The sequence below is a fragment of the Aurantibacter crassamenti genome (assembly GCF_016811105.1).
GTDB classification, from domain to species: domain Bacteria; phylum Bacteroidota; class Bacteroidia; order Flavobacteriales; family Flavobacteriaceae; genus Aurantibacter_A; species Aurantibacter_A crassamenti.
The window spans coordinates 1,932,246-1,952,224 of the sequence record NZ_JAFBGM010000001.1 but is presented as its reverse complement, the minus strand read 5'-3'; the positions used below and the strand labels follow the sequence as shown (position 1 = coordinate 1,952,224).

Below are 19,979 nucleotides of genomic sequence, written 5' to 3'. Positions count from 1 at the left end.
GCACGTTCTTAAAAAATGTCAATTCGTTGACAATTGAAATTACCAAACGCGAAAGTAGCTCAGGGGTAGAGCATCACCTTGCCAAGGTGGAGGTCGAGGGTTCGAATCCCTTTTTTCGCTCAAGAAAACGCTGCTAGTCAGCGTTTTTTTATTCATGTACTAGCGAGTACATTGAGGCTCGAGTGGTGGAATTGGTAGACACGTTGGACTTAAAATCCAATGGACATTAGTCCGTATGGGTTCAAGTCCCATCTCGAGTACATTTAAAAACCTCAACATCTTAATTATTAGATAGTTGAGGTTTTTTATTTTAAATTTTTCCCAACCAAATCCCAACGGTATTAATATTATCTTTATTTCGTCATTACGTTGCCAGTAATTGACAATATTTGAACAAAGTAAAAGGGTTGCAGTAATTTGCATCCCTTTTTTTCTTCTCACGTGTGTAATGACCTCGGAAAAATCTTTAAATCAAGTTTAAACTGGGAGCAAACTGTCGTCAAACGGTCGATTTTGAAAAAATATTGATTAATCAAGTTTTCGTCGTCTTTTCATCGTTTGTTAATTAAAATTGGTTAATAAGGTTCTGCTCCTGTATAGTTGCCAAGTAAGTATTTTAAGATTAATCCGTATATTGATTTTTTTACAAATGATTATTAATATTATTTATCAACAATCATTTTTAAATTGGAAATAATCCATAATTTTGGATTATGTCCAAAATTATATTTCGTAATTATGATAAAAATGCTGTTCGTCAACTATTGAAAGAAGTTGGCAAGGAACGCTATGATTGTGCCCTAAAGGATGCTGGTATTACACAAAAGCCATTAACTTTAGAAGGATTTTATTTTGAGTACGAAATGAATACAGATAATATTGAACTTAACCTATATTATCGTTACCCTTCACGAATCACTATTTTAATTATGCCGGTTTTGGGCTATTGGGCTGTGCCAGATGGCGGTTGGGAAATTTTAAGAAAATAAAGTATTTGAAAAAATATTGATTATACAAATTTTGTAAGGCAGTTATTATACATTATCAGTTCACACTCAACATAAAAGAATTAAGATAAAATATAACTAAAAAGCTTGGAAGTTTTCCAAATAATCATCTACTTGACTCAATAACAAATGATTAAATATTTATATTTCCTTAATTTTTTAAAATTTTAAGAGTATGTATTCGACAAATCTTGTAGGGAATAAGAGAAAACATTATGTAAAATAAAAAGAAGAAATTACAACACTCCTGTTTTTTATAGTATAACCCAACCATTAACTGGATTGGAATACCTTCATTTTTAGTCTTTTAACACAATTTTATGTAAGTTTATCAGTTATATTGTGACTATACAATTAATAGTACATACTTTAGTATTTACCTGAAAACTAAAAGAAAATTTTAATTATTTTAAAATAATTTTTATTTTGAATCAAATAGTTACGTATCATTGTATAAAATATGTGTGATGGAAGAAATGAATAAAATGATAGATGCACATTTTGATAATCTTAATCAAAATGATTTTGATAAAGAATGGGACGAGATAATTTCTAATTCTTGTTCAAAAGGTTTTGACTTAGATGACATAATCCTTTATCAAAAGGAGTTCAAATACTCTGCGAATTTAAAAATTCCAAATAAGATTAAATTTAATTTCGATATATTAATTAAAAATCCGAGTTTTAACTCGGATTTTTTATTTTACACAAATGGACAACGTAGCATTTTCCTTCGATTCTTATCGGTTTGATAAAGTTTTAATTGATTTTCAGAAACTAAATACTGAAAATATTAATATTCAGTTTGAACCTTCAGGCATATTTTATAAGGATCTATCTAAATTTGACCTCTTAATTAAGTTTACAGCTACCTCCGGAGACAAGGATATATTTGTTGAAATATTTTCCGTAGGAACATTTAAATTTGAAAATGCTAAGGAACTTAAAGATATTCCAACATTCTTTTACAGAAATGCAATTGCCATATTCTTTCCTTACTTAAGGGCGTATGTTAGTTTAGTATCAAATCAAGCAAATCACACAGCATTTATTTTACCGACCCTAAACCTTTCAAATTTAGAAACGCCTTTAAAGGCAAATACTATAATAAAATAGGGTTTGCGTTCAGTTAAAATATATCATACAGTTGATGACCAAGGGGACCCTGACTACATTGAAAACAATGTTCCATTTAAAAGTAATTCGGAAAATTGTTGGGCTGGAGTAGGTTATTATTTTTGGGAAAATTATATTGAACATGCCCATTGGTGGGGTAAAACACATTACAAGGATAATTATGTAATTTGTGGATGCACAATAAATATTGAAGAGAGGAATTGTTTTGATATTTATGGCAATACAGCACACTTAGAGTATTTAGAAAAACTTAGAGATAAATTAACTTTAGTAGTTAAAAAAAGTACAATCACTTTAGAAAGTATAATAGAATACGCATCAAGGCACAATTTATTCCCTTATACTATTGTAAGGATGGCTGAAGGTAATAAAAGTAATCTACCACAAGATTCCACAAACTTGCTAAAAATAAAGAATACTAGAAACCCTTCTTTCTTAGTTTTAAAACCAAAATTAGTCCTGTTTATGCGCGACCCTGCAAAGTGGGATTTGTCAAATCTCAAAATTGAATTTCCAGATAAATATGTTGAAGGTTATTTGGGTTAAATTCATTCTTAATCGTTCATTTGACTATATCGACTTAGTTTATCTCCTGAAACAAAACTACTGATACCTGTTATCCTATTTGTAGGGGCGTAGTATTCAACTTCAACCCAAAACAAAGACAAAGAATAAAGGGCGTATCTAGTTTGCTGTTCTGTAACTACATCTACAAATTGCGCCATAGTAAATACTATATCGTATTTATCATGGTCGGATAAAATGTTAAATTCATAGATACCCATTAACCAACTTCATTTATTCTCAACATCATATCACATTTGTGCAACTCACTTTTAAGGCTGTCAACCTCTTTTTGTAATCGCTTGTTTTCCTTTTCCAGTTGGGTGGTGTTTGGTGTACAAGATAATATTAACAGAAAAATAAAAAGTAAAGGTTTCATACCTACAATATAGTGAGGTTTTCAGAAAAGTAAAACAATACGCGCGCGCGTAGTTGTTGAATAATCTCTTTTTAACCCTTAATACATGTTGTGATTGCCCAAAAATCTTTGACTGCATATCTTCACCATGCACATCTTTTTTTATAGTGTAAGATTAGTTAGATATTATGTTTATGAATCTTGTACAATACGCGCGCGAACAGATACCAATGAAGTTTTTTAATGTGTAAAAAATGCTTGTATTTTTATATTAATTTACGCAATGAATATAATTATTAGAAATAAATACTCTAATTATGTACTATAAAACACTGTTGCACTATTGCTTAGAGCAACACTAAAAACCTTTTTTTTGCATATTGTATTTAATGGATTAATTACGCTTTTAATCGATAAACTCAATTCAGATTTAATTAAAAAGTTACATTTATGTTATGAAAAAAGCAATATTATTTTTAGTTATAGCACTAGTGCTATGTTCCTGTCAAAAGGATGAATCACCGATAAAGTTGGATGAAACTAACGAAGAGGTAAATGAGACTACAGATGAAGAATTAAGCGAAGAAGCTGACGAAGAGGTGGGTGAAGAAGATGAGCAAGAAGTTGAAATAACGCCAGAAGAAATTGAAATTAAAAAAGGATTTGTATTTTTTAGTGGTGGTTTTGTCGCTCCTGAGGTATCGGAGAAAATATTTGTACCTGACTGCGATAATACTAAAACACCAAGTGAATTAATAGTTGAAATAGTAAATGACAGCACTGGGATTGAAATTAAAGAAGGTCTAGACATAGATATTGAAGGTGATAAATTTAATGTAACTGAAACTTTAGAACTATTAGAAGGCAGTTATACGGTTAAAGACCTTTATCTAGTATCAAAAGAAATGGACACACTTTTTGTAGTGCCAGATAAGTTTGATCCAAATTATAATTTTGCAGCATTTGTAGAAAAGCCTTTACCTTTTAATTTAACGGTAGAAGCAGATAAAACCATAGTAGAGACTATTGAAACTTTGTGTTATACGTGGAAAGAATTTAGTTTTAATGGTCAAGTTGGATGGGATGGAAGTTCACAAGCCCTTCACCCTTTATTATTCTTTAATGATGGTTGTGAGGATTTAATTATCACTTATGAAAATTATAACGTCCAATCTGTAATAAGAGAGGATGAGCCTTTAGTTATTCTGATTAAAAATTATGGAAATGCGACGATTAGTTTTAATAAGGTTTCAGATAATTCTTTAATATCTAAAATAGAATTAACATCTAGTAGAGAAAACATCAACTTCAACTTTACTTACAATATAAAAAGAACTACTTATAATTCAAAAACAGGAGAAGCCACAATTAGTTTAGGTGTTTTTTACATAATAGAACCAGATGTTAAATTCGATTCCAACAATGACGGTGTTATGGATGCGGATGATGCTATTGTAATAGGTGAGCGGTGTATTTAATTTAAACAACACCGTTAAATACAACCAATATCTAGCGGTGTCTAATCAACAATAATTAAACAGACTAATTATGAAGACTAAAACAAAAGCAATTAGCATAAAGTATTGTTATATTTTTTTTGCTTAAAATAAAGGTCAATAATTCACATTAATTATGCTGTTTTTTCCTGGTTTTGTATGCTAAAAAAAACTTTGTTAAAATCTTTGTTAACACCTATATTCATTGAGTTGATCATAAGGAATAAGGGTGTCTAAGTTCCTTAATAAGTAAAACACTATTCCTTAAACTTAAACCTTTGATTTTTGTTGTCGAATTTCCATTTCGTATAATGGCTTATTAGGTCGTGAAGGTGCTTATCCTTATAGCTACTATTATTGGTTATTTTGTATTTATTCCAAAGTTTGAACATTAACCCAGTATCTAAATTTTTAACGATATTAATATCCTGTATAAAAGATAATATTTTCTTTTGGTTGGTTTTATCTCTTTTGGTTTTTGGCTGCTCTATTAAATTAATAGTTTCAAATAATTTTATAACTCGGTTTATGTTTCTTGGATCATTTAGTTTTTTACCGTCTGTTAAGTATTCTAACGGGTCAGTTTTACCAGTAGATAAAAGTTGATAATAATACCTACAATAACGCTCTAAGGTCTTAATATTAGTTTGCACAAAGTCCAGTAATTCATTTTCTATAGGCTGCCCAATGTCTTCAATTATTTTTTTTAGTTGCTTATCGGTTGTTATACGCTTTACACCAACCTCGATATTTTCCCAATTATTATAAAGCTGCTCGGCTATGTTCTTTTTTACTTCTTTTTTACTTTGTGCAATGTCGGAGGTGTCAATAGTAGATAGTAAATATTTACTATCAATATTGATTTTTAAATTGTAGTTGTTCGTTAGGTAGTAGTTAAATTCATAGTGAGTAAATAAAGAAACAAACTTTGTATACACCTCATAGCCAAGGTAGTACGTATTTATTTTTCGGTTACTGTAGTAAAAATTATTATCGTTGGTTAAATCGTTGTAAGTATTGAAGTCATTAATATTATTGTTTTTTAATATTTCTAACTTCTGCGAATAGTCTTTTTTTTCGTTCCAGTACTTGGATTCCTGTTTGTTGGTTTTTTTATAGTAGTGGTAATTCTTACGGTTTGTATCTGCATTTCTAAAACGAGCAAAGAATTGTTTTAAAGGTTCTGGGCTTGGGGTGAATTCTGTTTCAATAAAAACAACATCGGTAAAACCTAATTGATTGATATTAATACCCTCATCAATTAAACCAGTAGTAAGAACAATTTTTATACTATCGGTAAATTTACTTGTATTTATTATTTCGGTGTATTGGCTGCTTTTCTTTATTCTTTGACTTGAATACAAAACCAGGATTTCATTTTCAATGAACTTTTTATTTTTGATAAGTTCCGTTTTTATTTCCTGTATGGTCTGCGTACTGTTTACCCTAAAAATCACTTTACCTTTTACATTCTCTAAATGCTGTAAAACTATTTTTTCAGGTCTTCTATTATCTACACGTTGCACAATCTCAACGGGGCGTTGTTGTTTTTTTGTTACCGATACCAAAGAGTAACCAACATCAGTAAATAAATTGTTTGGCGTTCCTGTTAATCCTATTACCTTTTTATATTCCAGTAAGGCGGTAAGTTCATTTATTGTAGTTCGCTTGTAAGAGTTACTTAAAAACAGGTTGTGAACCTCATCTATCACTATAAAATCAAATTTGTTACCGTTTACAAGGTGCTTAGTTCCCTGCTCATAGGTAGCAAATACAAGTTGTTCCGTTTTTGCTTTTGTATGCTCTAAAGGTTCACTTTTACCAGTCAAAGCAACGATATTTTTATAGTCGTATGCCGATTGTTCTACAATTACGGTAAGGGGTGCTAAAATTAAACATCGTGCATTAGGTCGGTGCTTTTTAAAGTCCAATAAAAAAGAGGTTGTTTTTCCTGTTCCCGTTTCTGCTCTAAGTATGACCTTCTTTTTTTTATCTGCTATATTTAAAACCTTTTCTAATACTTCGCTTACATAGTTTTCAATCTCAAAATATGCATCGTAATTAATTAGTAAATTTTTACTTTTTAGATAGCTGCAATACATTAGCCTATCTTTTGCAGTTCTGCAATTCTCTTTTATTAAATCCAGTTTTTCGGGTGTAGGTAAGTTTATTAAATCAAATAAAGCTGCAAAGATTTCTTTATCTGTAATGTTGGGGTTTTTTAGTCGTTTTAGGGCATCTTTAACAATACTTTGTTGAGGTTTTTGCTCCTTATACCCTTGTTGCTTTAAATCGCTTAAAAACGCGTTAAAATCATTATCGTATTTAGTGTATAATACTAAGCTGAACGGGTCAAATACTTTGCGGTTAGAAAAACTACTACTATGATTGTAAAATATATTTTTTTTTGGGTCGGTGCTACCGCTGCTGCTGCTTGTGGTATTAAAATGTTTGTATCGTTTTGCCCCGTTAACTTTAGAAAAACCACACGATAAAATTATATTATCAATAGGGTTATTAAAATTAAATTGTTGCTTAATACTGCCATGTACTGCGGTTGGTGATTCAAATACATAGTTCTTTATATTGTTGTAGGTGGTGGCTTCCAGTTCTTGTATTGCATAATCAAAAGTATAGGGGTTTGAATTATAGGTTCGGACTTCTTTTTGTTCTGCTAAAAATCGTATTTGTCTAAACTTATTTTGTGCTACATCAAAAACAACTGCATAACCCATTTTAAGTAAATAGTTGCTTAAATAGTTTGTTATAGCGTTACCAATTTTATTATGTAGTGCGGTTTCCGTTTTATTAACATTGCCTAACATTGGCACGTGCAAAATACCTGCAATACCTTTTTGACTATTAGAACGCCAAACCAGTAAAGCTACCTTTTGAAGTTCATCAAATACAGCTGCATTAGTATAGGCATCTTGTAAGGGCTTATTTTCTTCATTCTTTACGTCTATGTCAAAGAATAAGAAAGGTGCGGACATAGTGCAATATTGCCCACTTGTACCCCCCTTGTAAATGCCTTTTAAAATTGGCGGTGCATCAAACTTTTTGTTGGTGCTTATGTAAGTATTAAGCCGATTCAATAAACCATTTAACCCGTAGTAAGATATTACGCCCTTATGAGCATTTGGTTTTCTGTCTGTATAATAGGGTTCAATTTCGGTAAAATAAGGCTGTAAAAAGCTAAGGTTAGTTTTCACAACCTTATGGCTTACCGTAATATTTAATGATTTTTTAAGTACGACCGTATTAGGGTCGCTCATAGCTTACCACATATCGGGGTTACTAGATAGGAATTGTACACCCTTACTTGCGGTTGTAGGACATAAGCCTAAACAAATAACCTTAATGCGTTTTTGGTCTTCAAGTTCAACCTTTAAACGACAAACATATTTTTGGTTAACGCCTGTTGTTTTATCAATAGTTGCAGCCGTTAACGGCTCAATAAATGTCGTACTAAGTACGCGCCTTATTGCATCGTTTTTAAAAATTGGTCGGTAATTTGACACCTCGAAACTACTTGCAATTTTATTATGTTCCAGTACATCGGGAAACCTAGAAAGTGACTTTAAATAAGCTATTAAACGCTCTTTATTGTTATATTTGCCTTGTCCGTCGCCAAACGAATTATTAAGGCTTTGATTATGATTTTTCATATTCTTAGCCTTTTTTATAATTCAATAAGTGTTGATTCTAACTCACTACGCTTGTAGTAAACTTTTCCTGATATTCCGTAAGATTGTAATTTATTATCGCGCGTCCATAAGTATAAGGTACTAAGGTTGATTTTTAGTAGTGCTGCGGTTTCTTTACGCGTTAAAAATTCCGTTGGTGCTTTGGGTTCAAAACTTTCTTTAAGTTCGTTTAACCGCTCTTTTACTTTGTTGTCGATTAGATCAATTAGTGCGTTTGGCGTAGTGCCGATAAACTGTAATTGCTGCATTTATTTACATTTAAAAATTTAACAATTGCTAAATCTTTACCATTGTAAAAAAACGATACCTTTGAAGTTCTCACATTCCAAGGGCTTTAGATTTTACAATAGTAGGTCTTTAGCCTTTTTTGATTGAATCAAAGTTAAATTGATTTAAAATATTATTCTGATTTTGTACTGCTAGGTTATTAACATACTCAAAAACCTTAATTATTTATCAATCAACTACTTACAACTAACACTTTCTAAAATAACTTTTATCCTAAATTATTATACTGATAATCAATATTTTACACTATTCAAAATCCGAGTAAGTGGATAACTTTTATTTAATTCCTTTTATAATAATATTTTAAGAGTGTCTTGTCGCTATATCCCGTATGAATAAGTGCATTTAAGCCTTTAACAACTTCTTTGTCGCTGTTTTCAAGGCAGTCACTAATCTGTTTAATTGAATTTAAAAACTGGGATAATGGTACTTCATTTTTTTTGAGCTTTAAATATTTTTCAGAACTAGAAAGATGAACTTTTTTTGAGGGGTTATTATTAATTTTATTGATAAAAGAGAAAAGCGTTAGAAATTTTTTTCTTTTTCTCTCACTAATTTCTATAGCAAATGATTGTAATTGATAAAGAAAAATGGATGGATTAAGATTGTGTTTCGCACAAAACCGAAAAAGTGCTTTTTGATTCCAATGTTTTTTTTGTTTCAAATTTTTCTGTAAAAACGAATAAATTGAGTTCAATTTTAATTGTGATAATTTTCTGAACCCCTTCCCCGTTTCGATTTCACTAAATAGTTTTATGATTTCATCTTCCAGCATCTGAACTAATAATTTTACGTTGCCATTTTAAATATACTATAAATTGATTTTTTTAAGTTTTATTTTTCAAACTCTGCCCGTATTATCTCGCGCTCTTTGGCATTGTAAAGATTGAAATATTGGGTATAAATTAACACTGCTTTTAATAAAGATTTGCTTATAACTCTATTGGTTTATTACGTTAGATACAACTGATAGTTGAGGTTCTTTTTTTGCTTTTGCTTTTTGCTTATCGTAATAGTCGGCTATCTGTTGAGCGTAGTCGTCGTTTGATTTACCCATGTAGGCAAGTAGATTTTTTTCGGTGCTATGTTGAGTTATCTGCATAATTAAGGGCGTTGGTAATTCCCCGTATAGATTGGTTGCAAATGATCGACGGCATACATGACTAGATATAAGTTTCCATTTAGGATATTGACCTACTTTTTTACGTTTGGTTTTTTTATCCATTAAAGAGCCTGTTATCAATTCATTTATTTCTGCCTTTTCACATACTTTTTTTATGTACTCATTAAATTTCTGTGATGATATTTTTTGTGGTAACCCGTATTTAATAATTTCCTTAGTGGCATCCAAAACAGGAATACTAACATTTTTTCCAGTCTTTTTTTGTTTCAGTTTTATTAATTCCAAACCGTCTTTTACAACAAAGTTCTTTTCGGTAATATTGAGCAGGTCGCTTACTCTTTGACCTATACTACACCCCAATAAAAGCCATTTGCGAGCGTTTTGCAGATGCGGTTGCATTATATCGGCTTTCTCTATTTTTTTGAGTTCTAAGGGCGTTAAATAAATAACAAATTCGTTACTAGGTTTACCACTTTCAATTTTTCTAACCTGTTTAGATATTTCAATACCGTTAATATCTGCATCATAACAGACGGTTTTTAGATTACCCATAGTTCTAAGGGCATAACTTTTCGAATACTTGCAATCGTTTAGTAAGTAACTTAAAAACTCTTTACCTAATGATACGTTAACCTCTTTAACCTTGTAGTTGTTACCGCCTTGAAAATCCTTAAATATTCTTAATAAGGCTTCATAACTGTTGATACGACTTTTTGAAAGCCCTAATTCATTTAATTGATTTTTTCTAATATCTGCGGTATCTATTACGTGTTGTATGGCATCTGTTACCAGTTCACTTTTACCAATTGGGTTTATACGTTTAAAATGAATATCAATTTGAGTACCTAACCAATTAGAATTTATTGTCGTGCCGTCTTTTTGTGCTTCATTTACACAGTCGAAAATATAGGCACTTAGTTTTCTAAGGTCATTACTTAGTTTTTTGTTGTTTGCCTTAGCCTGCTTTGGCAGGTTGGTATCTACGCTCCATTCTTTTGGGTCGATAATAAGACCTGTCTTTTTTTCAAATACTTTATTTCTACCTAATGATAATTTCAAGGTAATTGAAGCTTTAGGGCTGCTCCCTCTTGCGCGGTATTTTATGGTTGCCATGGTAAGTAGTATTTGAACATATCAAATATAATTATTTTCCCAACCAAATCCCAACCATTTAAACATCATTAACAATCATCAACAATCATTTTAGATTATCAATATACCTCATAAATACCTTAATACATTGTATTTAAAACTATTAACCCTGTATTATCTATAGTTGAAAATTAGACGTAATTGTATGGGTTCAAGTCCCATCTCGAGTACATATAACCCTGTTAATCATATGATTAACAGGGTTTTTTTATTCCCTATCATAGGGTTAACACATTAAGTAGGTCTCAGTTCAGAATTTTTTTTACTAGGATTATTTTTCAATAGCAGAATTTGTTGCGGGTTCTTTTGGTATGGTAAAAAAGAAACTTGTGCCAATGTTAAGTATACTAGTAGCCCATATAGTTCCTCCATTTTTCTCTACCATTTCTTTACACAGGTTGAGGCCTAAACCCGTTCCTTTTTCGTTATTCGTTCCGTAGGTTGTATAGGTATCCGCGACATTAAATATCATACCCAATGCTTCTTTACTCATACCTATTCCGTTGTCTTTAACACAAATCTCCCACATATTGGTCCGATCCAAACTATCAATGAGAATAATACCGTTTTCTGGAGTGAACTTTAGCGCATTGCTGATTAAATTTCGAATGACAATTGAAATCTGATCTTTATCAGACCATGTTATTACATCACTACCTAAATTGTTTTTTAATGTAATATCCTTCTTTTCAGCAATTTTAGTAAGTAAGGCTAAATTTTCTTCAACAATTTCTGCAATGTCGTTTATTATTGGTTTGGTTACTGAACCATTCATTTGCGAATGACCCCAGGCAAGTAAATTGTTTAATGTAAAAGAAATACTATTTACATTTTGCCCCATTTTAGGCACAAAACCCATAAAATCTTTAGTATTAATTTCTCCTGCATCGACTAAATCAAACATCATTTTAAAAGAATTAATTGGTCCTTTTAAGTCATGTGCAATTATCGAGAACAGCTTACTTTTAGTATTATTGGCCTCTCTAAGAAATTTCTCTTTTTTCTTTAACTCACTTGTTTGTGATGTAAGTTTTTGATTTAGTTCATCTTGAACCTTATTAGTAAAATGCATTATAAAAATGATGACTAAGAATGCTAAAATTATAAAAAGAGCCCCATAGAAATACAACTTTTGTTCGGCAACTTTTTTATTATTCTCCGCTAAATATCTTTCCTTTTCTTGATCAAATTCTAGGTTAGATTTCAATATGCGCAGTTCTTTTTCATTTTTGTTTTTACTAATTGTATCTGAAATATTTTTATATTTTTCTAGATACGCTAAAGCTTCAACAGGTTGATCGGTTACTTTTTTAATTTCATATAATAGCTTTAAACTTTCTTCTCGCTCATCAAGAATATTTATTTTTTCACTTATTTCTACAGCTCTAGAAGCATATATCTCTGATGTTTTATATTGCTCTAAACCGAAATATGTTTTTGCAATACCATTATATAAAGGAATTTTATATCTCGGTTGTTCTATCGCTTCATGGATTTTCTCACTCTTCTGAAACCATGAAAGTGCTGCCTCGTATTGTTTTTGTTGTAGGTAAATATTTGCCTTTAACTCATAGGCATATGTTAACCATTCTTTTAATTTTAAATTTTCAAACAGCCCAATACATTGGTCCACATTTTCAGAAGCACTTTTTAAATCTCCCGTTTCAATGTAAGTAGCAGTTAAATTAGCAAGGGTCATTGCTGATATTCTATCATCACCAATTTTCTTATTTAATTCTTTTGCCTTTAGTAAAAACAATAGGCCCTGCTTATACTCTTTTTGTAAATTATAAAGATTAGATGTGTTTACATAAAAGGTAGACAACCAACTATCGTGGTTATTATTTGAAGCTATTTCAATTCCCTCCATATAATGACGAAGTGCACCGGCGTAATCTTCTTTATACTCATGCTCTATAGCTAGTAAGCTTTTAGCTCGAAGTAATAATTCTAAGTTATTAATTTGCTTTGCCTTTGCGAGTGCAATTGAGAAGTTTTCTACAGCCTGATTCTGCTTGCCATTTTCGGAATAGTATGTTCCTAGATTAACATGACCTTTTACTTCACCCTTTATAAAATCAATAGATTTACTTAACCGAATAGTTTCTTTAGATAATACTTGTAAACTATCTAAATTATATAAGCTAATTTGTCTTCCTAAATCATATAATAAATTAATATAAAGCGTGTCTTGCTCATAATTCGACTGCTGTTTTAATTTTTGAATTTTAAATGCTAAACTATCTGTTTTTTGCTCTTGAGCGAACAAAAACCAACTACTTAAAATAAATAAGACAAAGGCCGTTGAAAATGCTTTGCACCTCATACCTTCATTTTTCATTAATAGCTGTTGCATTGAATTCTTCTATACTTCCATAAATATTCAAGAAAATTACGTGGATTAATTTGGTTCACATATTCTTAGTTGTCAATCACTCATAATTGTAGGTTAAATCTTACTTTAGTGAAGTCTATCCTTTGAAATTTATATGCTTTTTAAAAAACCTTTATGTTTGATTTCACTTTTCTACTGCTCTAAAACCACTTTAGGACAAACCTTAATTTCTTTGTTTTCGCTCTCCTATATGATTTATGCCCTGTTCGCGTTCAAAAGCAATCATTTTTTTAGGCCTAAAATTAAGTATCAGCGCTCTTCGCTGGCTATGCGTACTATTACCATGGCTATAGTGAAGTGTAAACCCATCATGAAATGTGCAACCACCTATTTTGAGCGGAACACTTTGCGCTAACTTAGTTTCAGTTTCACAATACAAAGCCCCACCATTAGGTAGGTTCTTATGCTTAAGAATTGGCGCACCTTCAGTTTTTGGAATAAACCACATGCATCCGTTTTCTTCAAATACTTCGTCTAAAGCTATCCAGCAACTTGCCGATCTTTTATCAGGCATATCTATCCAATAGGCTGCATCTTGGTGCCATGGTGTTGGTGTATTGGTATGTGGTGCCTTATTTATCATCATATCAAAATCCAGCTCCATATCATCACCTAAAAGATTTTTTGCCCATATCATGGCTTTTTTATAGGCCGAATTATTTAATAGTTCAGTAGCAACAGTACTTGGCCTCATTATCTGGGTAATGCGTTCAACCTTTTTATCAGTATTCTGCTCTATTCCTGCAAGGTCGCTTCGTAAATGAGCAGTTCTTATGTTGTCTTTTAACAAATCATCATAAATACCACGCAATTCTTCCACCTCATCCATAGAAAGCAATGATGCAATCTTCAAAAACCCATTTTTAGCAAAACTTATCTTTTCATTTTTCATTACTTATTTTCTTTATTCAAATATGAAATTAAAACATACAATTATCTACCATTTTTATACTATATTACTTTTTTATACAATTAAAAATGAATTCCAACAACCAAGAACGTACTGTTTTTAATCTTCAAGAATATGGAATATCTAGAGGTTTGTCATTTGGCCATTATAGGTATAACGAGGTAAAACCGGGCTTAAAAAAACATCAGCATCCAAAAGCCTTAGAAATCTGTTTTTGCATGAAAGGGAAACAACATTATAGTCTCAAAGGCAATGTTTTCGCTCTAAATGGAAATGATATTTTTATTGTTCCCCCAGATACTATTCATAGTACAGGGGAATATCCGGAGGACAAGGGAGAATTATTTTGGATTCAAATTATAGTAGACCCCAAATATGGTAGAATTTGCAATCTGCCCGAAGACCAGGCTAATTATTTACTAAGTACCCTTCATCAAAATTCTGAGCTTATATTTAAGGGAGCATTTCAACTTAAATACCTGTTAGAGAAATTGGTTGTTCAGCTTGATAGTTTTGACGCGATGTTATCTAAAATTATGGTCAATCAGATAATTTCACAAATTCTATTGGAAACAGTAATCTTATCAAAACAACCGCAGGAAACTACACCTTCAGCAAAACTTAATATGTTAGACACGTTCATTCAACAACATATGCATCGAATTATTTATGTAGATGAAATGGCTAATTTGATTGGTGTGACTACTGGATATTTTAAAGCATGGTTTAAATCGAAAACAGGAATGCCTCCTAAAGAGTACGTCAACCGATTAAAAATTGAACATGCGAAAATAGATTTAATTAAATGTAAGTCTGTCACTAAAGTTGCGTTCGACCTCGGGTTTAGTTCTTCTCAATACTTTGCCACTACCTTCAAAAAATTTACTGGAACTACTCCGCGCTCTTATATAAATTCGCAAAACAATCTTTCAAATAACACGAATCACTAATGTGTATACGGTACTGTTTCTGTACCATCTAATGGGTATCCCCATTTTTCAACATAGTCTAAACCCGGTAGAAATTCATCACCTGTTTCCTCTAATCGTTTTGATAGTTCATTTTCTAAATCGTTTTGCAAGACAGCGTATGAATCATTACCAACCAAATTATTTAATTGATATGGATCTTTTTCATTATCAAATAATAACCAAGGCCCATTTAGATCTCTAACATAGGTATGTCTTATTGTTTTAAGTGCCCGATATTCGCGCCCACCATGTTTTATTCTATTCCATTGACCAAAGGGTTGCACACACGTTAACAAGGTTGCTTCACCCATATTTTTTCTTCCTTCTAAATAAGGTCTAAAATTCAATCCTTCTACTGTGTCAGGAATTGGTATTTCACATAAACCTAAAAGTGTCGGCAGTATATCTTCAGAATTCATTAAAGCATCTTTTTCACCTGCTGAAATTTTAAGTTTATCAGGAATGTAATACAGCATAGGTACTCGAGCTGATTCTTCATAAGGTTGTTGTTTTTTATAGGCACCATGTGATCCTAATAAATCTCCGTGATCGGCCGTAAAAACAACAATTGTATTATCAATCTGTCCTGAATCTTTTAGATTTTTCATCACTTTACCAATCATATCATCAAGTGCAGCAATATGAGCATAATAGCCTGCTAAATCTTTTTTTGCTTGTTCTTTTAAACTATCGGGCACGTTTTCACGAAGCTGAATTTTGGTCGGATCGAAGCGATTTCTATATTCTTCAGGAGCGGTATGATATGGTGCATGCGGAGTACCATATGACAATACCATTAAGAAAGGATTTTTAGTAGATTTTCTTTCTTTTATATATACAATTGCTGCATCGGTCTGCTCAAAAGTGTCATATCCATCCCAAGTTTTTCGATTTGGGTCGTCATTATCATAATATACCGATTCATTGTAGTTGTGTGTGCATTCATTACCCTTCCAATACTGAAATCCTTGTCTTCTATTACCTGGGGCAACATTCTGTAATCGACCATGACCATCTAAATGCCATTTTCCGATATACCCTGTATCATAACCTTGTTTCGCAAATATCTTTGCCATGGTTACGGCATTTGTATCTAATTGAACATCATTCATAAAAACCCCATGCGTCAGTGGTCTTTGCCCAGTCAATAGAGAAGCACGAAAAGGTGAACAAACTGGCATACCCGAAACCGCATTTTTAAAGTTAACACTCAACGCCGCCAAACTATCTAAATAAGGAGTACTAACATTGGGGTCACCAGCATAACCTGTTGCTTGCGCTCTCCATTGATCCGTTAAGAGTATTAGTACGTTGGGTGGATTCTCTTGCTCCTCTTTAATTAAATTTTCTTTTTTACTATTACATGTTATAATTAAAAATAGTATTGCAACTACCGTTGCTAGACTTTTAAAAAACTTCATTTTATTAGCTTTTAATTCAGTTTAACTTAAGTATTATTTCTGAGCGCAATTAAACAGCAAAAACATATTAGCATTTACAAAACCTAATGCTGGCATATATTACAATACTACTATTTAAATTTGATTTAAAATCAACAACTTAAAACAACATTGCCAATCATAACAATACAGTATTTTGTTTATAGTACCTTACTCACAATTGCTTTATTAATTTAATATCTGTATTTTCTCCTCTACAAGACAAATTTCTATGAAGTCTAAACTAATAATTGTGTGTAAAACAATTCCGAGGTTTGGTTACATCTATTCTCAAAAATTAACACAACTTCGAACGAAATATGAAGCATAACAATTATTTATTTTGCTTTCTAAGTATCATATTTTTGAGTGCTTGTAGCGAAAAAAAGAAAACGAGTAAGCCTGCACAAAATGAACACCCAAACGTATTATTTATAGCTGTTGATGATTTGAATAATATGCTTGGCATACTTGATAAGTATTCCCAAACAAAAACCCCGAATATTGACAAATTAGCTTCTAAGAGTGTTGTATTTTCAGATGCGCATTGTCAAGCCCCCTTATGTGGACCTTCTAGAGCTTCTATAATGACAGGGTTAAGACCATCTACCACCGGAATTTACGGTATGATTGATGACAATAAAATTCGCTCTGAAAACCCAGCTACAAGTGATATTGTAATGTTACCAGAGTATTTTAAAAACTATGGATATCATACCATGGGAATTGGAAAGTTATTTCATAGCCATGCTCCTGATAATATGTTCGATGAATCTGGCGGAAGGGTTAAAGGGTTTGGACCAACCCCTGAAAAACGCTTTGTTTGGGATGGTTTTGGGAATTCAGATAGGCAAAAATATGGTAGAACCAGTACCGACTGGGGCGCTTTCCCTGAAGCAGACTCATTGATGCCCGATCATCAATCAGTAAATTGGGCAAAGAAGCGACTTGAAAAAAAGTATAGTAAACCCTTTTTTTTGGGAGTCGGTTTTTTACGTGTTCATGTACCTTTATATGTACCTCAAAAATGGTTTGACATGCATCCGTTAGAGAATATAAAAACATTGCCTTATTTAGCCGATGATTTAAATGATATTCCGCCAATTGCACTAAAAATAAATGACCTACCTATGATGCCGACAACCGATTGGGCAATTAAAAGTGGTGAATGGCCTAAAATAATTCAAGCCTATTTGGCTTGTATAAGCTTTGTAGATTATGAAATAGGTAGACTATTAAATGCTCTTGAAAATAGTGAATATGCTGATAACACCGTTATTGTTCTATGGTCTGATCATGGTTATCGTTTAGGAGAAAAAGGAACATTTGCCAAACATGCATTATGGAATACCGCAACTAAGGCCCCTTTACTATTTGCTGCACCCAACCTTCCTAGAGGAAAAATTATTGACGAACCAGCAGAAATGCTTTCCATTTACCCTACGCTTTTGGAGTTATGTGGACTTCCTGCTTATAACCGAAATGAAGGAGTGAGTTTAGTACCTAAAATGATTGGAAATGAGAATGATAAATCCGTGGCTATCACAACCTTTGGCATGAATAATCACACTATTAAATCTAAAAATTTCAGGTACATTCAATATGAAGATGGAGGTGAAGAATTCTACGACCATATCAAAGATCCTAACGAATTTACAAACCAAGCAAAAAACCCAATTTATCAAGAAAAAATAGAATTATTAAAAGAATATTTACCCAAAACAAATGCATCTTGGGATCCTAATTCTTCGTATACCTTTCAACCCTATTTTGTAGAACAAAAATCAAGAAATAGTGGTTTATAAAAAGACCTTATTCATTCTTTTTCAATTGATACAAATATAATTGGCTTGGTTCTGGCCAAGGTTTGTCACGAGGTTTATCACGGTTACGATTAATAGTTTCCCATTTTAGCATAAAACGTAAATTGCCTTCTTTTGAATCACCTAAATCTTCAGTGGTTCGAACTTCAAGACCAGGAAAAGTTCCTTCAATTTTTAATCCTGTACTAAAAGGCGGTGATTTTATTACCTTACCAATATTTTCAAATTCTTCATTTAAAAGTATGGTTCCATTTCCATACTTAATATGCCAATATTCTATTTCATACTTATTATCAGCCCGCTTTTTAAAATTTTTAATCTGTACTTCAGTATTTATACTTCCATTACCAGAAAATTCCCATCGATAATCCCAATTAGTTATTTTTTTATAGACCCATTTTTTATTTTTAATTTGAGCAATATAAAACTGAAGATTTCCTACAGAATCGTATTTATGATAAGCAAAAACCGGTTTATTTTCATCATCTAAAACCAATTTTGCTGCTAAGTTTATAATTCCGCCTTTAGGTGGAATAGGATCAACAATAACTAGCCTTTTATCCGCATTGGCGGGCAGTTCAAACTTTTCATCAAAAGCATTATACCAGTTTTTTAAATCTGGACTTTTCATGTACGATAAATCATGATTTGTGGAACAATCTGGCGTATCACGCCAAACCCAATAAACATGATACCAACCATCTTTCATTACCGTAGGTTGCGTTTGATATGCATTCATTAGTCCTTGACCGTCAGTTAATGGTACATCTAACAACCTTGACCATCTTTTATCCTCTACAGAATAGATATTATAAATTTCATTTCCATTTCCGCTACCACCATCTCGATAATGATATAATAATTCATTTTCCTTGGTCATCATAAAATGAGGATAAGTAGTTCTTTGTTCTTCGGTACCGACCATTTCAAAAACCTGCTCAAGGGTTGAAATATCATATGGTTTACTACTTCTGAAATACGTTAACGGATGCACATGTACGTTTCCTGACAAATGAATGAAACCAGCCTTATCAACACCCAAGGTTAATGAATTATGGCTATCCCAACCTACAACTGTACTTGTTCCTCTAGAGGTTTCTCGGTCTGTTGCCGGTAGCACATATAATTCAAATTTATCTTCAACTAAATTACGTTGCCCCACAACAGTATTTCTATTTGCATTATAATATGCTATATATTGACGCTCACCAGAAGTAAATAGGCTAAAACCTACAGGATGACCTGCCCATACATTATCAATAGAAATGACCTGTTCAATGGTTTCTGTGAATGCCATTTCATCAATTATTATATCTTTTTTTGTTTGTTGAGATAGTCCAAAAAAGTGCAGTACAAATGCAAGGAATAAACTGAGTTTTATTTTCATAATTTCATTCTTATTTAGAATAATAATCCTTAAAATTAGAACTTTATCTGAAGATAATTGGTTCATCAATACTTTTCAAAAAATGATAACAAGATAACTTGTATTTATTTGATACGAATCAACTTTATTAGTGTTTAAATGGCCTATTTAGAAACTAGAATATCCTCCACTATTTAAAACAAAAGACAGATAGAAATTAAAATTTTATTTCTTTTCACCACA

General features: G+C 31.8%; 17 protein-coding genes and 2 tRNA genes. 9 read left to right on the top strand and 10 right to left on the bottom strand.

Features of this window, described 5'->3' with window-relative positions:
• Positions 1–48: 48 nt before the first annotated feature.
• From JQC67_RS07870 to JQC67_RS07845, 6 genes are all read left to right on the top strand, one after another.
• Positions 49–120 (top strand) — tRNA-Gly (locus JQC67_RS07870).
• Positions 121–176: 56 nt separating this feature from the next.
• Positions 177–260, top strand: a tRNA-Leu gene (locus tag JQC67_RS07865).
• Between the two features lie 453 nt (positions 261–713).
• Positions 714–989: a hypothetical protein gene (locus JQC67_RS07860; RefSeq protein ID WP_203252274.1), complete on the top strand. Its 276-nt coding sequence runs from the start codon at positions 714–716 to the stop codon at positions 987–989.
• A 485-nt stretch (positions 990–1,474) separates the two neighbouring features.
• Positions 1,475–1,759, top strand: a complete 285-nt coding sequence (locus tag JQC67_RS07855) for a hypothetical protein (RefSeq protein WP_203252273.1) — start codon at positions 1,475–1,477, stop codon at positions 1,757–1,759.
• A complete protein-coding gene (locus JQC67_RS07850) occupies positions 1,719–2,123 on the top strand; it encodes a protein-export chaperone SecB (protein WP_203252272.1) in 405 nt (134 codons plus the stop codon). The genes JQC67_RS07855 and JQC67_RS07850 overlap by 41 nt, the downstream gene beginning before the upstream one ends.
• A gap of 3 nt (positions 2,124–2,126) precedes the next feature.
• Positions 2,127–2,690 carry a hypothetical protein gene (locus JQC67_RS07845; RefSeq protein ID WP_203252271.1) on the top strand — a complete coding sequence of 188 codons (564 nt, stop codon included), beginning with the start codon at positions 2,127–2,129 and terminating at the stop codon, positions 2,688–2,690.
• An 8-nt stretch (positions 2,691–2,698) separates the two neighbouring features.
• Here the strand turns inward: JQC67_RS07845 and JQC67_RS07840 are convergent, their stop codons facing one another.
• Entirely contained in the window at positions 2,699–2,929 is a 231-nt protein-coding gene (locus tag JQC67_RS07840; RefSeq protein ID WP_203252270.1) for a hypothetical protein, read from the bottom strand.
• 592 nt (positions 2,930–3,521) lie between these two features.
• Between JQC67_RS07840 and JQC67_RS07835 the strand changes: the two genes are divergently transcribed.
• Positions 3,522–4,544, top strand: a complete 1,023-nt coding sequence (locus JQC67_RS07835) for a hypothetical protein (RefSeq protein WP_203252269.1) — start codon at positions 3,522–3,524, stop codon at positions 4,542–4,544.
• Positions 4,545–4,819: 275 nt separating this feature from the next.
• Here JQC67_RS07835 and JQC67_RS07830 read toward each other — a convergent pair whose 3' ends face one another.
• From JQC67_RS07830 to JQC67_RS07800, 7 genes are all read right to left on the bottom strand, one after another.
• The gene (locus JQC67_RS07830) at positions 4,820–7,837 is read right to left on the bottom strand and encodes a DEAD/DEAH box helicase (protein ID WP_203252268.1); all 3,018 of its coding nucleotides are present in this window, start codon (positions 7,835–7,837) and stop codon (positions 4,820–4,822) included.
• Positions 7,838–7,840: 3 nt separating this feature from the next.
• Positions 7,841–8,230 carry a hypothetical protein gene (locus tag JQC67_RS07825; RefSeq protein ID WP_203252267.1) on the bottom strand — a complete coding sequence of 130 codons (390 nt, stop codon included), beginning with the start codon at positions 8,228–8,230 and terminating at the stop codon, positions 7,841–7,843.
• Between the two features lie 14 nt (positions 8,231–8,244).
• Positions 8,245–8,517, bottom strand: a complete 273-nt coding sequence (locus JQC67_RS07820) for a helix-turn-helix domain-containing protein (RefSeq protein WP_203252266.1) — start codon at positions 8,515–8,517, stop codon at positions 8,245–8,247.
• Positions 8,518–8,837: 320 nt separating this feature from the next.
• Positions 8,838–9,332, bottom strand: a complete 495-nt coding sequence (locus JQC67_RS07815) for a hypothetical protein (protein WP_203252265.1) — start codon at positions 9,330–9,332, stop codon at positions 8,838–8,840.
• 165 nt (positions 9,333–9,497) lie between these two features.
• Positions 9,498–10,793, bottom strand: a complete 1,296-nt coding sequence (locus JQC67_RS07810; RefSeq protein ID WP_203252264.1) for a tyrosine-type recombinase/integrase — start codon at positions 10,791–10,793, stop codon at positions 9,498–9,500.
• A gap of 310 nt (positions 10,794–11,103) precedes the next feature.
• Positions 11,104–13,158 (bottom strand): tetratricopeptide repeat-containing sensor histidine kinase, encoded by a 2,055-nt coding sequence (locus tag JQC67_RS07805; protein ID WP_203252263.1) that lies wholly within the window; start codon positions 13,156–13,158, stop codon positions 11,104–11,106.
• A 232-nt stretch (positions 13,159–13,390) separates the two neighbouring features.
• A complete protein-coding gene (locus JQC67_RS07800; RefSeq protein WP_203252262.1) occupies positions 13,391–14,119 on the bottom strand; it encodes a phytanoyl-CoA dioxygenase family protein in 729 nt (242 codons plus the stop codon).
• Between the two features lie 86 nt (positions 14,120–14,205).
• On the opposite strand from JQC67_RS07800, the gene JQC67_RS07795 reads away from it, so the two are divergent.
• Positions 14,206–15,087, top strand: coding sequence for an AraC family transcriptional regulator (locus JQC67_RS07795; RefSeq protein ID WP_203252261.1), 882 nt, complete (start codon positions 14,206–14,208; stop codon positions 15,085–15,087).
• Here the strand turns inward: JQC67_RS07795 and JQC67_RS07790 are convergent.
• On the bottom strand, positions 15,084–16,529 hold the full coding sequence (locus JQC67_RS07790) for a sulfatase family protein (RefSeq protein ID WP_203252260.1): 1,446 nt from the start codon (positions 16,527–16,529) through the stop codon (positions 15,084–15,086). The genes JQC67_RS07795 and JQC67_RS07790 overlap by 4 nt on opposite strands.
• Before the next feature lie 383 nt (positions 16,530–16,912).
• On the opposite strand from JQC67_RS07790, the gene JQC67_RS07785 reads away from it, so the two are divergent.
• Complete coding sequence (locus JQC67_RS07785) at positions 16,913–18,352, top strand: sulfatase (protein ID WP_238934528.1); 1,440 nt, start codon at positions 16,913–16,915, stop codon at positions 18,350–18,352.
• 7 nt (positions 18,353–18,359) lie between these two features.
• Here the strand turns inward: JQC67_RS07785 and JQC67_RS07780 are convergent, their stop codons facing one another.
• Positions 18,360–19,757: a BNR repeat-containing protein gene (locus JQC67_RS07780; RefSeq protein WP_203252258.1), complete on the bottom strand. Its 1,398-nt coding sequence runs from the start codon at positions 19,755–19,757 to the stop codon at positions 18,360–18,362.
• Positions 19,758–19,979: the final 222 nt, after the last annotated feature.

What these genes read in the sequence shown, in the direction of transcription:
- JQC67_RS07860 (WP_203252274.1), top strand. Translation starts at nt 714, where the DNA reads ATGTCCAAAATTATATTTCGTAATTATGATAAAAATGCTGTTCGTCAA.
- JQC67_RS07855 (WP_203252273.1), top strand. Translation starts at nt 1,475, where the DNA reads ATGGAAGAAATGAATAAAATGATAGATGCACATTTTGATAATCTTAAT.
- JQC67_RS07850 (WP_203252272.1), top strand. Translation starts at nt 1,719, where the DNA reads ATGGACAACGTAGCATTTTCCTTCGATTCTTATCGGTTTGATAAAGTT.
- JQC67_RS07840 (WP_203252270.1), bottom strand. Translation starts at nt 2,929, where the DNA reads ATGGGTATCTATGAATTTAACATTTTATCCGACCATGATAAATACGAT.
- JQC67_RS07835 (WP_203252269.1), top strand. Translation starts at nt 3,522, where the DNA reads ATGAAAAAAGCAATATTATTTTTAGTTATAGCACTAGTGCTATGTTCC.
- JQC67_RS07830 (WP_203252268.1), bottom strand. Translation starts at nt 7,837, where the DNA reads ATGAGCGACCCTAATACGGTCGTACTTAAAAAATCATTAAATATTACG.
- JQC67_RS07825 (WP_203252267.1), bottom strand. Translation starts at nt 8,230, where the DNA reads ATGAAAAATCATAATCAAAGCCTTAATAATTCGTTTGGCGACGGACAA.
- JQC67_RS07820 (WP_203252266.1), bottom strand. Translation starts at nt 8,517, where the DNA reads ATGCAGCAATTACAGTTTATCGGCACTACGCCAAACGCACTAATTGAT.
- JQC67_RS07815 (WP_203252265.1), bottom strand. Translation starts at nt 9,332, where the DNA reads ATGCTGGAAGATGAAATCATAAAACTATTTAGTGAAATCGAAACGGGG.
- JQC67_RS07810 (WP_203252264.1), bottom strand. Translation starts at nt 10,793, where the DNA reads ATGGCAACCATAAAATACCGCGCAAGAGGGAGCAGCCCTAAAGCTTCA.
- JQC67_RS07805 (WP_203252263.1), bottom strand. Translation starts at nt 13,158, where the DNA reads ATGAGGTGCAAAGCATTTTCAACGGCCTTTGTCTTATTTATTTTAAGT.
- JQC67_RS07800 (WP_203252262.1), bottom strand. Translation starts at nt 14,119, where the DNA reads ATGAAAAATGAAAAGATAAGTTTTGCTAAAAATGGGTTTTTGAAGATT.
- JQC67_RS07795 (WP_203252261.1), top strand. Translation starts at nt 14,206, where the DNA reads ATGAATTCCAACAACCAAGAACGTACTGTTTTTAATCTTCAAGAATAT.
- JQC67_RS07790 (WP_203252260.1), bottom strand. Translation starts at nt 16,529, where the DNA reads ATGAAGTTTTTTAAAAGTCTAGCAACGGTAGTTGCAATACTATTTTTA.
- JQC67_RS07780 (WP_203252258.1), bottom strand. Translation starts at nt 19,757, where the DNA reads ATGAAAATAAAACTCAGTTTATTCCTTGCATTTGTACTGCACTTTTTT.